The organism is Polaribacter vadi, from assembly GCF_018861005.1.
In the GTDB taxonomy this organism is placed as follows: Bacteria; Bacteroidota; Bacteroidia; order Flavobacteriales; family Flavobacteriaceae; genus Polaribacter; species Polaribacter vadi_A.
In genome coordinates this window covers 295,036-314,823 of sequence record NZ_JAHKQL010000016.1, presented here as the reverse complement: position 1 = coordinate 314,823, position 19,788 = coordinate 295,036, and the positions used below count along the sequence as shown (strand labels likewise).

At 29.2% G+C, this 19,788-nt stretch carries 10 protein-coding genes and 1 pseudogene; 1 reads left to right on the top strand and 10 read right to left on the bottom strand.

Annotated features, from left to right (window positions below; translation table 11 throughout):
• Positions 1-788: pseudogene (locus tag KO506_RS09675) on the bottom strand (hypothetical protein); the annotation flags it as partial.
• Positions 789-1,212: 424 nt separating this feature from the next.
• Here KO506_RS09675 and KO506_RS09670 point away from each other — a divergent pair.
• Positions 1,213-3,456: an inorganic phosphate transporter gene (locus tag KO506_RS09670; RefSeq protein WP_215994694.1), complete on the top strand. Its 2,244-nt coding sequence runs from the start codon at positions 1,213-1,215 to the stop codon at positions 3,454-3,456.
• Positions 3,457-3,480: 24 nt separating this feature from the next.
• On the opposite strand, the gene KO506_RS09665 is transcribed toward KO506_RS09670, so the two are convergent.
• The 9 genes from KO506_RS09665 to KO506_RS09625 form a co-directional block, all read right to left on the bottom strand.
• On the bottom strand, positions 3,481-5,679 hold the full coding sequence (locus tag KO506_RS09665; RefSeq protein WP_215994693.1) for a patatin-like phospholipase family protein: 2,199 nt from the start codon (positions 5,677-5,679) through the stop codon (positions 3,481-3,483).
• A complete protein-coding gene (gene uvrC / locus KO506_RS09660; RefSeq protein WP_215994692.1) occupies positions 5,669-7,474 on the bottom strand; it encodes an excinuclease ABC subunit UvrC in 1,806 nt (601 codons plus the stop codon). The genes KO506_RS09665 and uvrC overlap by 11 nt, the downstream gene beginning before the upstream one ends.
• 31 nt (positions 7,475-7,505) lie before the next feature.
• Positions 7,506-8,111, bottom strand: a complete 606-nt coding sequence (locus KO506_RS09655; RefSeq protein ID WP_215994691.1) for a DUF4230 domain-containing protein — start codon at positions 8,109-8,111, stop codon at positions 7,506-7,508.
• A gap of 76 nt (positions 8,112-8,187) precedes the next feature.
• Positions 8,188-8,832 (bottom strand): lipoprotein signal peptidase, encoded by a 645-nt coding sequence (locus KO506_RS09650; RefSeq protein WP_215994690.1) that lies wholly within the window; start codon positions 8,830-8,832, stop codon positions 8,188-8,190.
• A 42-nt stretch (positions 8,833-8,874) separates the two neighbouring features.
• Positions 8,875-9,519 (bottom strand): hypothetical protein, encoded by a 645-nt coding sequence (locus KO506_RS09645; RefSeq protein WP_215994689.1) that lies wholly within the window; start codon positions 9,517-9,519, stop codon positions 8,875-8,877.
• Positions 9,520-9,527: 8 nt separating this feature from the next.
• Complete coding sequence (locus tag KO506_RS09640) at positions 9,528-13,595, bottom strand: T9SS type A sorting domain-containing protein (protein WP_215994688.1); 4,068 nt, start codon at positions 13,593-13,595, stop codon at positions 9,528-9,530.
• 121 nt (positions 13,596-13,716) lie between these two features.
• Positions 13,717-14,094, bottom strand: a complete 378-nt coding sequence (locus KO506_RS09635) for a TraR/DksA family transcriptional regulator (protein ID WP_068357189.1) — start codon at positions 14,092-14,094, stop codon at positions 13,717-13,719.
• 4 nt (positions 14,095-14,098) lie between these two features.
• The gene (gene ileS / locus KO506_RS09630; RefSeq protein ID WP_215994708.1) at positions 14,099-17,506 is read right to left on the bottom strand and encodes an isoleucine--tRNA ligase; all 3,408 of its coding nucleotides are present in this window, start codon (positions 17,504-17,506) and stop codon (positions 14,099-14,101) included.
• Between the two features lie 209 nt (positions 17,507-17,715).
• Entirely contained in the window at positions 17,716-19,776 is a 2,061-nt protein-coding gene (locus KO506_RS09625) for an OmpA family protein (RefSeq protein ID WP_215994687.1), read from the bottom strand.
• Positions 19,777-19,788 lie beyond the last annotated feature (12 nt).

Sequence of the window (19,788 nt, the reverse complement as noted above, 5' to 3'; positions counted from 1 at the left end):
GTATTTTCTGTACCATCAATTTCAAAAACATTATCACTATCAATACCCATTGCTACATAAGCATTAGTAATTGTTCCTGAATAAGCTTGATCAATATCGATTGCATCATCAATTTGATTATAAATTAAAATATTAGTTACATCTACATTTCCTCCAAATAATTCAATTCCATCATCATTATTAGATATAATTTCAATATTTTCTATAATTGTTCCATTACCAACTCCACCTAATGTAAGTCCGTTAATTTCATTTCCTGCAGCAACTGTTGCTCCTCCATGACGAATTGAAATATATTTTAAAACTCCTGAGTTGTCATCAGTTTTGTTACCTCCATATACAGCCCAATCATTTCCTGCTCCAATACCTTCTATTGTTGCTGTACCATCGTTTGCACCAACTACATTGTCTCCTAATAAAATAAGACCACCCCATTGACCTCTTAAATCTAAACTAAATGAAGAAGAAAAATAAGTTCCTGCTGCTACATCTGAAGCTTCTAAAGGATCTATAGACGTTGTAAAAATAATAGGCAACTTCGCAGTACCTTCTGCCATAAGTTTTCCTCCTTTTGCAACTACTAATGCAGATGCATTTGAAGGATCTGCTTTTGCAACAGCTTTTATTACTGTACCTGGCTCAATAGTTAATGTTACACCATTATCTACTACTACTTTTCCATCTATAGTAACATCTCCAGACCAATTGGTGTCTGATGTTAATACTTGAACTTGGCTAAATGCCATTGTGCTTAAAAATAAAGCACCTAAAAGTAAAATTTTTTTCATAATTTAAGAATAATATATTGATTATATTTTGAGGCAAAATTAACTTACAAGTAGAAACCTTGTGTTAACTGTTGGTTAAGCATTTGTATAAAAACTTTACTTTTATGTTAAATCAAAATCTTAAATAAATTTATCTTTTAAACTTTTATACTAACAGGTTTAGCAATTATATTCGCAAAATTATTGTGTGTATTATTAATTTCTTTTTTTTAACAAAACACTATATTTATCAATAATTTTAACATTAATTAAATAAAACATAATATGTCTAGTAACATCATTAAATTTATCTTTTAAAACATCAAATATTATTAATAAAATTGTTTTTTTTCTTTAAAAAAAGAACTGCTAATTTCATAACATTAAGATAACATTATCAATATGCTGTGTTTTTAACTTTGCTTTCTTAAATTTATAATATAAAATGGAAGATCCTTATATTTTAATGTTAATAGCTTTAGCTGTTTTAGCTATTGTTGATTTAGTTGTTGGTGTTAGTAACGACGCAGTAAATTTTTTAAATTCTGCAATTGGTTCTAAAGCAATATCTATTAGAAACATTATGATTATTGCTAGTGTGGGTGTTTTTTTTGGTGCAGTTTCCTCTAGTGGAATGATGGAAGTTGCTCGTAAAGGAATATTTAACCCTAACATGTTTGTGTTTCAAGATGTAATGTACATCTTTATGGCTGTTATGATTACTGACATCTTATTGTTAGATGTTTTTAACTCATTAGGTATGCCAACATCTACCACAGTTTCTATTGTTTTTGAGCTTTTAGGCTCTGCTGTTGTTATTGCAATGGTTAAAATTTCACAAAATGATGCAGAAAGTGTTTCTGCCATTTGGAACTATATAAATTACAATACAGCTACAGATATTATTTTAGGAATTTTACTTTCTGTTATTGTTGCTTTTACAGTTGGTGCCATTGTACAATACTTTTCTAGAATTATTTATTCTTTTAATTTTGAAAGTAGACCTATTTACATAAACTCTCTATTTGGTGGTTTTGCAATTACTGCAATTACTTATTTTATTATTATTAAAGGTTTAAAAGGAACTCAGTTTTACGATAGTTTAAAAGGATATTTAGAAGGGAACACACTACAAATTGTTGCTGCAAGTTTTGTGATTTGGTCTGCTATATCTTATTTAATTATAAAAATATTTAAGCAAAATATTTTAGTTATTATTATTGGTGTTGGTACGTTTTCTTTAGCTATGGCTTTTGCTGGTAATGATTTAGTTAATTTTATTGGAGTACCAATTGCAGCTTTAAACTCTTATGAAGCTTGGAATATTTCTGGTGTAAGCCCAGAAGTTTTCTCTATGGGTAGTTTGGCTAAAAAAGTACCTTCTAACATTTGGCTTTTACTTTTAGCTGGTGGAATAATGGTGGTTACTTTATGGACATCTTCTAAAGCAAAATCAGTTATAGAAACTGGTATTAATTTATCTAGACAAGGAGAAGGTCATGAAAAATTTCAACCAAACAATTTATCTAGAGTTGTGGTACGTTTTGCAATGGTTTTAAATACAGGTATAAATTATTTATTTCCACAAAAAACGCAAGATTTTATTAATGCTAAGTTTGAAAAACCAGTTATAAAACTACCAAAAGATAAAACTTTTGAAATGCCAGCTTTTGATTTAGTTCGTGCTTCTGTAAACCTTATTATGGCTAGTGTTTTAATATCTATAGCAACATCTATGAAATTACCATTGTCTACAACCTATGTAACTTTTATGGTTGCAATGGGTACTTCTTTAGCTGATAGAGCTTGGGGACGTGAAAGTGCTGTATATAGAGTTGCTGGAGTTTTAAATGTTATTGGTGGTTGGTTTTTAACAGCTCTAATTGCCTTTATTGCTGCAGGTATTGTAGCATATTTTATTAATTTACATATTGCATTTATTCCTGTTTTATTGCTTTTAGTTGCTTTTTTAATCACTAAAAACTCTATGGCACATAGAAAAAGAGCAAAAGAAGTAAAAAGAAAAAACCATATAGAAAGATCTGAATTAATTACTATTAATGGTGTTATAGAAGAAAGTTCTGATCATATTTCTGGTGTTGCAGACAGAATAAATAAATTGTACACAAATGTTGTAGATGATTTAGCTAATCACGATTTAAATAAACTTCGTAAAACAGATAAACACGTAGAAAAATTAAATGAAGAAATAGATGAACTAAAAGACAACGTTTTTTATTTTATTAAATCTTTAGATGAAACTTCTGTGCAAGCAAGTAGATTTTATATATCTGTTTTAGGCTATTTACAAGATGCTGCTCAGTCTATTAGTTATATTTCTAGAGCAAGTTTTAAACACGTAAATAACAATCATAAAAACTTAAAAAAGGGTCAATTAAAAGATTTAAAAGGTATTAACAACCAACTTACAGAAATTTTAAACAATGTAAGCGACGTTTTTAAATCTAGAGAATTTGATAGTTTAAATCCTATTTTAATAGAAAAACGTGAGTTGCTAAAGAACGTCTCATTATCTGTAGAAAAACAAGTTAGTAGAATTAGAACAGATGAAACTAGCCCTAAAAACTCTACACTTTACTTTAGTATTCTTCTAGAAACCAAAGATTTAATGAAAGCTTTAATGAATCTATTAGAAATTTACGAAGAGTTTTATTTGAGTACTAAATAAAAGTTTATCATTATTTAAAAATGATTAAAACCAGAATCCTAAATTAAACAACCAATAGCGATCTCTATGATCTGGAGACCAACTGTACTTTAATTCTATAGGACCTATTAGGCTATCAAAACTATAACCTAATGCATAACCAGATTTAATGTCTTTAAAAATATCTATATCTTTAAAGACATTATTATCTAAACGTGCATAATTAGCAATAAAACTTGCATAATGCTTATCTAAAAAAGCATATCTTAAATGGAACTCTGTTTTTAAGAACGAAACATCTGAAAGCTCACCAAAATCATAACCATAAAAAGGCACAAACGTGTTAATAAAGTTTTGGTTATAACCACCTAAATAAAATTCAAAAATACCAGTTTCATTAGTATTAAAAGTAAAACCAGCTTCATTAGTATTTTGAAAAGTTATTTTATCTGATAAAGGTGTTGCAAAACCTAAAGTACCTTGTGCTTGTGCAAAACTTTTAAAATTGTTATTAAAATCGGTTGAGTTTAAATACCATTTTAAATTTAAATCAGCAAAATATCCTTTTGTTACAAAATACTTTTTATCGTAAGTATCTAACTTTAAATAGGCAAAAGCGTTGTAATATTCGCTATTATCAATATTAGTTTCATTGTTATTATTAGTTATAGTTTCTGTACTAGCTTTTAAATATTTATGCTCAACACCTAGTCCTAAAGCAAATTTTCTATCGAAAGTTGTTTGTAAGTATAGCTGATTTGTAATATCTGTGTATTTAATATTTACACTGCTAATATTAGGAAATTGAGAAATAATAGGGCCGTATTTAGAATTTGCCCTAAAGTGATTATATCTAGATTTAAAACCCACACTCAAATAAAACCCATTATCTACAAAATAGTTTAAATCATATCTTAAATTATCGCCTAAAACTAAATCTAAAGAAAGTAAATCATTACTAAAAAAAGCGTGCTTGTGACTGTAATTTACTAAAACTCCAGATTTGTATAAATCATCATAATGTGCACCTAAACTTAAAGTAGCATTCTCTATAGATTCTTTTATAATAAAGTTTAAATGATAAGAATTATCCCTCTGCTTTATTAAAGCATAATCTATTCTATCATAGTTTTTAGTGGCAGATAATAGACCTATTCTTTTGGTAATTTCTTGCCTAGAAATACTATCTCCTTCTCTAATATCTAACTTACCTAAAACATAGGCAATTGTATAGTTTTCTGATCTTTTTACATCAATCTTAGAAATATATTTTTTTTGAGTATCTATCTTTAAAAATGTTCTCTTTTTATTATTGATCTGTTTTGCTGCTAATTCTTTAAAAACTTCTCTAAACTTTTTAGCTTCAATTTCTCCTTTTTCAATAATTTCATCCTTTTTATCAAAATCTACAACAGTGTAATTAAATATTTCTGGATGCAAATAAACATCTAACTTTTCTTTTTCTTCTTTACTTTGATCGTACATTTGATAACTAACAATCTGATTTAAAATAGCAATTGCAGAAGTTAACTTATCTCTATCAATTAACTTACCTTCTACATCTACACCAATAACAATATCTATTCCTTTTGATTTCATAAAAGTTACAGGAAAATTATTTGCTATACCTCCATCAACTAATAATTTATCGTTTAAAACAACTGGATTTAATAAGGTTGGGAAAGAGCCACTTGCTCTTAAAGCTGCTGGTAATGAACCGCTTTCTATCATAACTCCCTTACCTGTTTCTACATCTGTAGCAATACAAAAAAATGGAATTGTTAATCTGGAGAAATCTTCTATTTCTTCTGAAGAACCAATAAGTTCGTACAATAAATTTAATACATTCTGCCCTTTAGAAATACCTTTAGGCAAACCCAATTTACCTTTAGAAACAGGTAAAGTTAACTTGGTTTTTTCGGCATTTTCTTTATCAAAAAAAGGAGAAGAACTTCGTGGTAATTTATCTCTTAATAAAGACATAAAATCGGTATTTTTTACAATTTTTTCTATTTCAATACCAGAATAACCTAAAGCATACAAACCACCTACAATAGCTCCCATACTTGTACCACCAATATAATCTAACTGTATACCTGCTGCATCTATTTCTTTTAAAACACCTATATGCGCAAAACCTTTAGCCCCACCACCACTTAAAACTAAACCAATTTTTGGCTGCTTTTGTTGCCCAAAAACAAACAAAGGAAACATTAAAATTAGAAGAAAAATTTTACTTTTCATTTTTTATTTGTTTATGAAAATATTGATGCACTTTTACAGCTCTTGCATTACCAATTGCTTCTTTTAAATCTGTCAAAGAAGCTTCTTTAACTCGTTTTGCCGACTTAAATTTACGTAATAAAGTTGTAATTGTTTGTTTACCAACATCAGGAATTTGCTCTAACTCACTTTGTATGGCACTTTTACTACGCTTGTTTCTGTGAAATGTAATACCAAATCTATGTGCTTCGTTTCTTAAATATTGTGTAATCTTTAAAGTTTCTGACTTTTTATCTAAATACAAAGGTATAGGATCATCTGGATAATAGATTTCTTCTAAACGTTTTGCAATACCAATTATTGCAATTTTACCTCGTAAACCTAAAATATCTAAACTTTTTAATGCTGATGATAATTGCCCTTTACCACCATCAATAATTATTAATTGAGGTAAAGATTGGCCTTCAAAAAGTAGGCGTTTGTATCTTCTATACACTACTTCTTCCATAGACGCAAAATCATCTGGACCTTCTACAGTTTTAATGTTATAATGTCTGTAATCTTTTTTACTTGGCTTACCATCTTTAAAAACTACACAAGCTGCAACTGGGTTTGTACCTTGAATGTTAGAGTTATCAAAACACTCTATATGCCTTGGTTCTTCTTTTAAACGCAAATCTTTTTTCATTTGCGCCATAATTCGTTTTACATGCCTGTCTGGATCTACAATTTTTATTTGCTTAAACTGCTCTTGTCTGTAATACTTTGCATTTCTTTCAGAGAGTTCTACAATTCGTTTTTTATCACCTAATTTAGGAATGGTTACTTTTATATTCTCGCCAATATCAACTTTAAAAGGCACATAAATTTCTGGCGATTGCGAATCGAAACGTTGCCTAATTTCTACAATAAAAAGTTCTAGTAATTCTTTGTCTGTTTCATCTAACTTTTTCTTTATTTCTGTAGTGTGCGATTGAATAATAGATCCATTAGAAATTTTTAAGAAATTTGCATAACCATGTGTTTCATCAGAAATAATAGTAAACACGTCTACATTATTAATAGACGGATTTATAATGGTAGATTTTGCTTGATAATTACCTAATAAATCTAATTTTTCTTTAATTTTTTGCGCTTCTTCAAACTCCATTTTTGTTGCAAAATCCATCATCATTTTATTAAATTTCTCTAAACTTTCTTTAAAGTTTCCTTTAATAATATTTCGAATTTCTTTGATAGATTCGTTGTAATGTGCTTCAGTTTCTAAAGCTTCACAAGGCCCTTTACAGTTTTTTAAATGATATTCTAAACAGACTTTATATTTGCCTTCGCTAATATTTTGCGGACTTAAATCGTAATTGCAGGTTCTTAATTGGTAGAGTTCTTTAATTAAATCTAACAAAACCCTTACTGTTCTTACAGAAGTATAAGGTCCAAAATATTCTGAGCCATCTTTAATAACTCTTCTTGTCATAAAAATTCTCGGAAAACGTTCTTTTTTAATACACAACCAAGGATAACTTTTATCGTCTTTTAAAAGCACATTGTAACGTGGTTTGTATTTTTTAATAAGGTTATTTTCTAATAATAACGCGTCTGTTTCTGTATTTACAACAATGTGTTTTATACGAACTATTTTTTTTACTAAAACACGAGTTTTACCATTTTCATGTGTTTTTGTAAAATAAGAAGCAACTCTTTTTTTTAAGTTTTTAGCTTTACCAACATATATAATTACATCCTCTTTATCAAAATATTGATAAACTCCTGGTGAATTTGGTAAGGTTTTTATTTGAAGTTCTAAAGAAGTTGGCATTCTCAAAAATATTTTTTTTGTATGATTTTAGTTAATCTAATTGCTTGTCTAATGCCGATAAAAAATCAGATTTTGTATTATCTACAACTTGCCAACCATATATGGCTGATAACTGATAAATCTTAGAAATTTCTTCGAAAAAACGTGTTTTTGCATCTTTTTTTAAGTCAGTTAAACCAATGGTTTCTTTAATTTTATCGATACTTTTTTCGTTAATTTTATTCAACTCTTCTTTAGAGAATGTGTTAAATTGACTCTGTTTTAAATCGAAATACTTTACATCTGGTGCAATAGAAATGGTTTCTTTAGGTATTTTATTAATGATGACTTTTTTACCAACAGAATCTATTTGTATTTCTAATTTAGATAAATCATACCCAACCTCAACATTAGCGTTTACTGTAACAATTGCTTCTTTATCAAAAGAAACATAATCATAAAAATATTTTTTTGAATCTTTAAAATTGTAAACTTCAGAGAAACTAGCACTTGAAACAACCAGCTTACTCATGTTTTTAATGGAGTTTAAAACAACTTTTATTTCTTCTTTTTGCTGATGTTTATTGTCTTTTTGATACCAAAATTTGGCAATAAAAAAACCAATAAAAAAAATGAGAATATATCTTGAAATCTTCATACTTATGCAAGTTAGAAATTTAACTCTAAACCCAACACAAGTTAGTAAAAAATACGATAGTTTATTTTAAGAAATTTTAAAGTTCTGAAAAAGTTTCTGTTATTTTCTTGTCAGATTTTTTGTCTTCTTTAGGAAAAGCTTGTTTGCTAAAAATAAAAAGAATTGCTACACCAATGGTTATGTAAGAGTCTGCAGGGTTAAATATATATTGAAAAAAAGTAAATAAATCTCCACCTACAAACGGAATCCATTCTGGTAAATTACCAGACCAAATAGGAAAATAAAACATATCTACTACTTTACCATAAAACAGCTCTCCATAAGGTTTGTCTGCAAAAAGCGTGGCTACTTTATGCTCTGAAGAATCAAAAATAACTCCGTAAAAAATTGAATCTATAATATTACCAACAGCACCAGAAAAAATTAAAGAAATACCAATAATTACTGCATTGTGTACTTTACGTTTTATATTACCTGCCAACCAATAAATAATGGCGCCAACTGCAACAATTCTAAAAAGAGTTAAAAACAACTTACCAGCTTTACCACCAAATTCAAAACCCATTGCCATTCCGTTATTTTCTACAAAATGAATTTTAAACCAACTAAAAACCTCAAAACCATCACCTAAAATATAGTTTGTTTTAATGTATATTTTTATAACTTGATCTAAAATAATTGCTATTAAAATAGTAAGAATTGCAATGTTCTTTTTTGACATTTTTTTAATTTTGAAGTCACAAAAATAAGAATATTATTGTGTTTAATTACTTGATAGATAAATATTAGCTTTTATAGAGTTTATTGAGAGTTTTTTATTTGAATTTTCTAACTCTCTTTTATGTTTTTCTTCATAAAAATCATCATCAATTTTAATTTTACCATTTTTAGAAACTAAGTCTAAATTTGTGCCTTTTACAGATGCATATACATTACCAGAATACAGTTTTAAGATTGTATTTACCTGTATTTTATTTAGTTTTACAATTCCGTTTTCTATATAAATAGCCAATTCATTTTTAAGGTTTTTTGCTTCTAAATCTACATTTTCTCCAAAAACGAATACTTTTTTTCCTTTCGGAATTTTTACAATAACATTGGCTCTTTGTAGTCTTTTGGTAATAAATTTTCTAAACACAACTTCTCTTGTTTGTGTACCTTCGAACGCAAATTTTATGTTTACTTCTTTGCTTTTTTCATCAATAATAATCAATTGATCATCGTAACTTTCTGCATACAAATACACTTCTACAAAGTTAGAGTTTGAGTTTTCTAACACCAAATTATCTAAACCTGATGTAAAAATATTAACCTCATTTGCAAATGTTTGAAATTGCTTAGACACTTTTTTTTGAGCAAAAAGAACCACTGAATTCATTAAAAAAAATAAAACAAACTTATACTTCATTGTTCTTATTACTGAATAATTATTTTCTTTGTAAAAGTACTATTATCTTTCTCAACAACAACCACATAAACTCCTTTATAAAAATCATTTACAGCAACTTTATCTTGATTTTTGTTTAACTTTTTAAGTAATATTAATTTGCCATTTATATCATAAACCTTGATTAAACTTGGTACAGAATTCAAATTTTGAATCTTAATTTCATCATCTAAAACATATAAACCAATTTTATTAAAAACAGGATTTAATATACTTAGTACTTCTGATGATGTATGTAAAAAAAATCGGCCAGAACCGTTTAAAGATTCAGTTGTTGTTACTTGATAAGTACTGTTTTCATCATGTAAAAGTGTAAATGTGTCCAACTGTTTATCCTCTAAATAAACGTTTAAATCTGCAGGTATATTTTTGGTATTTACACTAATTTCTAAATCGGAATTTTTATCAGCAAAAATACCTACAGGAATAATTGTAGAAAAATCTGTTGGTATAGATTGTATGGCTAGTTTTTTATCATTATCGCCAGTGATAAGTTGTGTATAAACTTCAAAATTTGATGAGCTATCTGCATATAAAGAACTGTCATAACCATTATCAAAATTAGTTGTAGCAGAAGCTATGTAAAAAATATCTGTGTATTTTTCTTGCGTTCCGTTTTTACAAAAAAGTCTTATTTCTGGTCTCGATTGCTGCTTTAAAAAAGTTTCTGATTGATGTTTTTGTAAATTTTCTGTAAAAGTTGCAGAACCTCCTTCTGAATTAGAAATCACAAAAAATGCTTGACCTGGAGCTAAATTTACAGCAGAAGAAGCTTGGTTTTTGGTTTCATAATCGCTTCCATTCCAAACATAAATGGTCTTTTCTTCTAAAACAGTTTCATTTTCGTTTAAAAAGTTATTTGAAAAATCGGCAGTTTCATTTATTGCTAAATATGATGGAAATGGGTTTCCTAATAAATTGTAAGAAGTTGCTGAGCCTTTATCAATAGTAACATTTACAGTTTCTGTTGCTACATCACCCAAAAAGATATAATTTCCTGCAGTGGTTCTTTTTATAGAAAAACCTTTACCCACAGTAAAATTTTCTGAATCATTTACCTGCATATATTCCCAATTACCAGAATCATTATTATAAGTTCCAATAGCTCTAGAGTTTGGATTCACTGAACTAGATTGAATGGAGTTTTCAGCAACCCAATCATTATCATACACATCATTTAATAAAGGCGCACTTTTTAAATGCCAATTATTAGAAGCATACCTATTATAAGTAATTTTTCCTGTGGATGTTCCTTTAACTATTAAACTTCCTGAGGTTGCTAAAGTTGAGTTTATGGTAAACGCCCCTTGATTTGTACAATTCTCTTCGATTGTTAAGGCTCCAGATTCTGTAATTAATAAATTCGCATTTTCATCAATAGAAATATTTGCTACAGAAACAGTTGTGTTAATAATTGGATGATTTGAAGTTGTAGGTATTTTAACATCAACAGCATTTGTTGGTAAACCATTAGACCAATTATTTACATTTGTAAAGTCTGAATCTATAGTACCCAACCAAGTTGTTAAATCATTACCTTTAAATTGACCAGTATAAAAACCTCTACCAAAAGTACTTGCTAAAATGGTATTATCTGCAGTTCTTAAACTAAAAGAAGTAACCACAACATTAGACATGCCATTGTAAGATTGTTGCCAATTTGGTGATGGATCTTTAAAGTTTGAAGTATTCCAAACACCTAATTCTGAACCCACAATAACCTCATCATTATTTAAAGGATTCATTAAAATGCAGCGTACATTTATATCAGGAAAATTACCTTCTTTATTTGCCCAAGTTGTTCCTCCATTATCTGTATACCAAATACTTTCTACTCCAAAATTGTAAAAAGTAACCATAATTTCATTTTCTGATACTCCAAATTCTATGGATGAAATATTCCCTAAAAATGATGATGAAGAAATGTCTGTAATTGTAGGATTTTCTGTATTTGCGTTTTCAACTTTTATCAATTTACCAGATCTTGTACCTAAAAACACTTTTGAGGATGTTGTTGTAAAGGGCGATACTTTTAGAGCAGAAATATTGGTTATTAATGGATCTGAAATATCTGTTCTTGTAGATGATGCAGTTGTTATATTTGTAAATCTTGTTAAATAACCAATTTCATTTTCAGCATCGTAACCATTTGTATATAAAACATCTAAATAATCGTCTAAAGCCATGGCATTTACAAAAGTACCAGAATCACTATCTGATGAAATTGAAACGCCAGAACCAGTATAAGGTAAATTATACCTAGTGATGTTATTGTACAAATTAGAGATAATCATATAAGAACCTTCTTTGTCTATAAAACAATGTGTACCATCTCCTCTATTAGTTTTTATTGCTGAATTTATTCCACTTGAAGCTTCATCAAAAAATAGATTTCCATTATCTTGAGTACCACCAATAATATATTCTGGATCTGTAGTTTGACTAATTGCAGCATTGTAAAACTGAATTGTATTATAATCTTTGTTTCTTTCTTCTATTGCTGATGAACTTGAGGAAGCTGCTGACAGTGAGTTGGCATAAAACACACCTCCATCACAACCTAAAACTGCAATATTTGCATCTGTTGGATGAAAAGTCCAACTCTGTTGATCTGAATGCACATAAGAAACAGTTATGCCTGGCAAACTGCCTGTTGGTGAATTCTTTGAAATTTGCTGCCAAGAAACTCCACTATCTGTAGTTCTAAATAAATTTATACCTCCTACATAAGCAATTGCATCATTTGTCGGATCTACTTCTACTACTAAATCGTAAAATGCTTGACCTCTTGTAAAATCTTCTGCAGGAATACTACTTGTTGCATCATTTGGTAAAGAAAGTACTGTTGGTGTTGTTGTAAAAGCATCATCCGTTTTTAAAAGTGATATAAAAGGAGCCACTAAATTAGACCCACTTAATGTACCAATTTCTCCCAAAACATAAACTGTGTTTGCATTTGTTTTAGAAACTGCAATTTCTGTTCTTCTGCCATTTGTAATGGTATGTTTTAATGTAAACGATGTTCCATCTGAACTGCTATAAATTCTGCCTCCACCATCTGAATAAGCGTTTCTTGTTGTACTTAACCAAAGTGTATTGTCTGTACCTAATTCAAAATCATTTGGCGCTACTGAATTGCCATTAACATCTAAAGCTAATTTAGACCAGTTAGAACCTTCATCCGTAGATTTATAAATCCCATAATTATTTAAACCAATCCAAGTACTAATAGGGTTAGAACTGTAAAAACTACCCCCAATTGCTGCAAAAACTTCAGAATCGTTTGTTGTAGCTGAATTTCCATCTTTATCTCTAACAATTATATCTGTCATAAAATAGGTTCCAGGAACATTAATGTAACTTGTTACAGAAGTTGTACCTTTTATTTGATAAACATTATTCCAAGTTGCACCACCATCAGTAGATTTCCAGATTCCATTTCCTAAGGCTTGTTGTGGGCTATACAATTCTCCTGTACCTAAATACATTATTTGCGAATTGTTAGGATCTACTGCCATACAAGTTACAGCAAGATTATCTGATATACCAACTTGAATCCAAGATGAATTTTCATCAGTAATATCATCATTTACCCAAAGACCTCCACTTACTCCACCTGCAAAAACACGTTTGTGAGTAACATCATTTGGATCGAACATTACCATACGAGTTCTACCACCAACATTATTGGGGCCTCTTTCTACCCAATTATTATCAATTGCATCTCCAGGAGTTCTTTGTAGATTTGCTCTTTTTTTCTTTAATTCTTGCTGAAGGTTATAAATATTTTCAGGGTGTGTTCTTCCTGTATGTGGGTTTATATTTAGTAAGTATTGATCTGCAAAATATGCATTTGGTGGCAAATCAGCAGATATTCTTTCTTCTTTTGAAAGATGTTTTTTTGTATTAAATGGATGGTCTTTTACTAACTTAGAATGATGTTCTTGTATTTTCTCAATTTCAAGTTTCTTAAAAAAAGAATGGTAAATTAAAAAACCTAAAACAAAGAAAATAAACAAATAGTTAATCTTTTTCATAAAATCAAAAATAAGAAAATCATCTTGTTTAATAGAAGATAAGAAGTATAGAAAAAGAAAGTCCGAATTTTAATACTAAAAATATTAAAATCCGGACTCTTTATTTTGTTTGGGCAGAAGTTTATTGCTTACGCTTTGCTTCTATACTTAAAGTAGCATGAGGCACTAATTTTAAACGCTCTTTTTGAATTAACTTACCTGTAACTCTACAAACACCATACGTACCATTTTCTATACGCATTAAAGCATTTTTAAGATCTCTTATAAATTTTTCTTGTCTTATTGCTAATTGAACGTTTGCTTCTTTACTCATTACTTCAGAACCTTCATCAAAAGATTTAAAAGATGACAGAGTATCGTCTGTACCATTGTTTGCATCATTTTTATAAGATGCTTCCAATAAAGCTAAATCTTCTTTAGCTCTAGCTATTTTTTTTTCGATTATCGCTTTAAACTCTTGTAAATCTTCTTCTGTATATTTTACCTTAACTTCTGACATAGTACTACACTTTTTCTATAAATATTTTACTTTTAATGGTGTCGAATTCAATTTCTGTTCCATTGGTTAATTTATCAACAAAAACCAATTCTTTGGTTAATGTTTCACTCATTATGTAGTCTTTATTATCTGAGATAGATTGTTGTAAGTTCTCGAATTTTAAAACAGTTAACTTAATCTTGTCTGTTACTTCTAAGCCTGTGTCTTTACGTGCGTTCTGAATTCTGTTTACCAATTCTCTAGCAACACCTTCTTTACGTAAATCTTCAGTAATAGTAACATCTAAAGCAACTGTTATAGAACCCTCATTAGCCACTAACCAACCTTCTATATCCTTAGATGATATCTCTACATCTTCGAGCCCCAAAATAATATTTTTTCCATTAATTTCAACAGAAATGTTTTTATCTTTTTCTATTTTGTTAATATCTTCTTGATTAAACCCTTTAACTGCTGCTGCAATAAAACGCATATCTTTACCAAACTTAGGCCCTAAAGTTTTAAAATTAGGCTTAATTTGTTTAATTAATATGTCTGAAGCATCTTCCATTAATTGGATTTCTTTAATATTTACTTCATGCTTAATTAAATCTGACACTGCTAAAATTTCTTCTTTTTGCTGAGGATTATCAACAGGAATCATAATTTTTTGTAATGGCTGACGCACTTTTATCTTTTCTTTAGCCCTTAATGACAACACTAAAGATGATATGGTTTGTGCATTTTCCATTTTGCGTTCTAGACTCTGATCAACAAAACTTTTATCAAATTTTGGGAATTCTGATAAATGAATACTTTCTGATGTTTCTTTACCAGTTACAGCATTTAAATCTTGGTACAACCTGTCCATAAAAAATGGCGCAATTGGCGATGCTAACTTTGCAATGGTAACCATACACGTATACAAAGTTTGGTATGCAGAAATTTTATCAGTTTGATAATCTCCTTTCCAAAAACGTCTTCTACTTAAACGTACATACCAGTTACTTAAATACTCTTGTGTAAAATCTGATATGGCTCTTGCAGCTCTTGTTGGTTCATACTCTTCATAAAATTTATCTACTTTGTTGATTAAAGTATGTAATTCTGATAAAATCCATCTGTCTAATTCTGGTCTTTCGTTTTGAGGAATATCTGCTTCATCATAAGAAAAACCATCAATATTTGTATATAAACTAAAGAAAGAATACGTGTTGTATAGTGTACCAAAAAACTTACGTTTTACTTCTTCTATACCTTCTAAATCGAATTTTAAATTATCCCAAGGATTGGCATTAGAAATCATATACCATCTTGTGGCATCTGCTCCATACTTAGACAACGTTATAAAAGGATCTACAGCATTACCTAAACGTTTAGACATTTTATGTCCGTTTTTATCTAAAACTAAACCATTAGAAACTACGTTTTTATAGGCAACAGAATCAAAAACCATAGTTGCAATTGCATGTAAAGTATAAAACCAACCACGAGTTTGGTCTACTCCTTCTGCAATAAAATCTGCTGGATAAGATTCGTTTCCATCAATTTTCTGCTTATTTTCGAACGGATAATGCCATTGTGCATAAGGCATAGAACCAGAATCGAACCAAACATCAATTAAATCTGATTCACGTTTCATGGGTTGTCCTGTAGATGAAACTAAAGTAATTTCATCAACAATATTTTTATGCAAATCTAATTTTGCATAATTTTCATCAGAATTGTTATCAACCTCAAAATCTTCGAAAATATCTTTTGCTAAAACACCAGCTTCTACAGCTTTTGCCATTTCTTGCTTTAATTCTTTAACAGAACCAATGCAAATTTCTTCTTTACCATCTTCTGTTCTCCAGATTGGTAATGGAATTCCCCAATAACGTGAACGTGATAAATTCCAGTCGTTTGCATTTGCTAACCAGTTTCCAAAACGTCCAGTACCTGTAGATTCTGGTTTCCAGTTTATGGTTTTGTTTAAAGAATGCATTTTATCTTTTACATCAGTTACTTTAATAAACCAAGAATCTAATGGATAATATAAAATTGGTTTATCTGTTCTCCAACAATTTGGATAACTATGCTTGTATTTTTCTACTTTAAAAGCCTTGTTTTCTATTTTAAGTTTGATGGCAATTTCTACATCAACCGATTTTTCTGGAGCTTCACCATCAGCATAATATTCGTTCTTTACATATTTACCTGCAAACTCAGTAACTTCTGGTCTAAATTTACCTTGTAAATCTACTAAAGGCACTAAATTATCATTGGCATCTTTTACCAACATTGGCGGAATTTCTGGACTTGCTTGTTTTGCAACCAAAGCATCATCTGCTCCAAAAGTTGGTGCTGTATGTACGATTCCTGTTCCATCTTCTGTAGTTACAAAATCTCCAGAAATTACTCTAAAAGCATCTTGAGGATTATCGTTAGGTAAAACATAATCTAACAATTGCTCGTATTTAATACCAACTAAATCTGTTCCTTTACATTCTGTACAGATTAAATATGGTATTTTTTTATCACCTTTATTATAAGCACTTAATTCTTCTACAGATTCTGCTTGAACATTGTTTTTTCCACCAAATTGTTTACCAACTAAGTTTTTAGCTAAAATAACGTGAATTGGCTCAAAAGTATATTGATTATAAGTTGCTACAACAACATAATCTATTTTTGGTCCAACTGTTAAAGCTGTGTTACTTGGCAATGTCCAAGGTGTTGTTGTCCAAGCTATAAAGTTTAAATGATCAAATTTTTGTAAAAATTCTGGCAATGTACTTTCAATTGCTTTAAACTGAGCAACAATTGTAGTGTCTGTTACGTCTTGATAAGTACCTGGTTGATTAAGCTCGTGAGAACTTAAACCTGTACCTGCTTTTGGTGAATATGGCTGAATTGTATAGCCTTTGTAAATTAATTCTTTGTTATAAATCTGTTTTAATAACCACCAAACTGACTCCATATATTTTGGTTCGTAAGTAATATATGGATCATCCATATCTACCCAATAACCCATTTTCTGAGTTAAATCGTTCCAAATATCTGTATATCGCATTACCGCTTTTCTACAAGCTGCATTATAATCTTCTACAGAAATTGTTTTACCAATATCTTCTTTGGTTATACCTAATTCTTTTTCTACACCTAATTCTATTGGTAAACCATGAGTATCCCAACCAGCTTTACGTTTTACTTGGTATCCTTTCATCGTTTTATAACGAGGAAAAATATCTTTAATAGCTCTTGCTAAAACGTGGTGTACTCCTGGAAGTCCGTTTGCAGAAGGTGGGCCTTCGAAAAACACAAATGGTTTAGCACCTTCTCTAGAAGTTACACTTTTTTCGAAAATGTTATTTTCTTGCCAATAATTTAGAATTTCTTCTGCTACTTTTGGTAAATCAAGTCCTTTATATTCAGGAAATTTCATCTGGATTTTTTTAATTTAAATTAATGGTCAGATGTAAACTTTAACTTTTAAAAGAGTTTTTATTTTGCAATATATAATCCTCTAAAAATTAAAGTTTTCGCTTACATTTTATCACTTTTCTGATAAGATTGCGAAATTAAGGATTTTCTTGATTTTAGCCATAAAAAAAGTAATTTCAATTCTTTAAAGGATTTTCTCTTGTAAATAAATAGAAACTACCTATATCTTGTTGTTGCTTTTATTTCATCAATATTCTGAATTACAAAAGATGTTCTTCTATTGGCTTGGTGCTGGTTTTCTGAACAATACACTCTGTTAAAATGAAAATCGTTGTCTACACATTTATTGGTTAATCTAGATTCTCCATAACCTTTACCAGTAATTCTATCTGGACTTATACCTCTATAAATTATATAATCTACAGTAGCATCTGCCCTTTTTTGCGACAATGATTTATTATAAAAAGAGGTACCTCTTGCATCTGTATGAGAAGTAGAAGTAACTTTTAAACTCGGATACTTATTCATAACAGCAATAATATGATCTAGTTCTCTTGCTGCATCTGGTCTTATATTCCATTTATTGTAATCGAAATAAATATCATTTATTTTAATAATAATTTCTTTGTTTAGATTGTATACAAAATCGTCTACAATTTCTAAATTTAGATCTATAATTAAAGCTTCTTTGGTTTTAAAGTTCTTAGTATCTGGCTTGTAATATTCTTTAGAACCTGTAATTACATAACTTTGATTGCAAGGTAACTCTAACGAAAATTTACCAAATTCATCTGCTTTTGTGTTTTTTATGGTATTACCATTTACATCTTTTAAAACTAAATTAGCAAAAGAAATATATTTTTGAAATTTTAAATTTCTTACAGTTCCAGTAACGATTTCATTACATTTTTCTGGTACTTGTTCTGGCATATTTTCATAAACTCTTTCAAAACTATAAATATCATCATCTCCTTTACCTCCTACTCTATTAGATGATAAATACCCTCTTTGAGTGCTTTGATTGATAGAAAAAGCAAAATCGTCTGCCTTTGAATTTATTGGAGCTTCTAAATTTACTGGAGTTTGAAATTGTTGATACACCATCTTACTTTCAAAAACATCTAAATTTCCTGCTCCTTTGTGTCCATCAGAAGAAAAATATAAAGTATTATCATCTGCAATAAAAGGAAACATTTCTCTACCTTTTGTATTTATGGTATTTCCTAAATTTCTTGGCATACCAAAGCTACCATTTGCATTTATATTTACTACATAAAGGTCTGTTGCACCTATACTTCCTGGCATATCAGACACAAAATATAAAAGCTTACCATCTTTACTAACAGAGGGATGACCCACAGAATAATTATCACTACAAAAAGGTAATTCTACAATGTTTTGCCATCTACTATTTATAAATTCTGCTTTGTAAATCTTAAGGTTAATATAACCTCTACCATCAACTTTATAATTACCGTAATTATAATTATTTCTAGTAAAATACATCACCTTATAATTTGGTGAAAAAGAAATAGAAGATTCATGAAACTTCTCATTTACCAAGTTAGAAAAGCGTTGTTTTTTTCCTTCTGAAAAAATATCAGCTTTGTTAACTTGATAAATGTCTAAAAAATTGGCTTTGTTACTTTCGTCAACATCCGTAGAAATTGCTTTTAATTTTCTTGGTGATGAAAACAATATTGTATTTTGATATTCTGTAACTCCAAAATCTGAAAAAGGTGTATTTAAATAATATAAATTCTGTAAAGTAAATCTAGATGATCCACTAAAAACGCCAACATTTCTTGGGTTGTTTTGTGAAGCAATATTTTCTTTTGATGGTCTATTTTCACTTACAAATATTTCTTGAGCTGAATCTGTTAAGTTATTATCAGAATGGTTTGCTGGGTTAGCTTCTTTGTTTGTTTTCTGATATTTTTCCATCCAATACAAAGCATCTGCATACCTGCCAATACTTTTTAAAGATTGCGAATATTTAAAAATATATTCTTGGTCTTTAATGTTATATAGCGTAAAAAGCCTAGCATAAGTTACTGCTGCTTCTTTCATTCTTAAACTTGCATAATAACTATCTGCTAACCTTTTTAAAACATATTCATTTGGGTTTCTGTCTGCTAAAATTTTATATTCTTGAATTGCATTTACGTAAGATAAGTTCTCAAAATAGCTGTCTGCTAATCTTGTTTCATTAGATTGCCCAAAAAGAGTAATTGAGCTAAGCAAAAACAAAAAAGTTAATTGTTGTAATTTTTTCATAATCATCTTTTT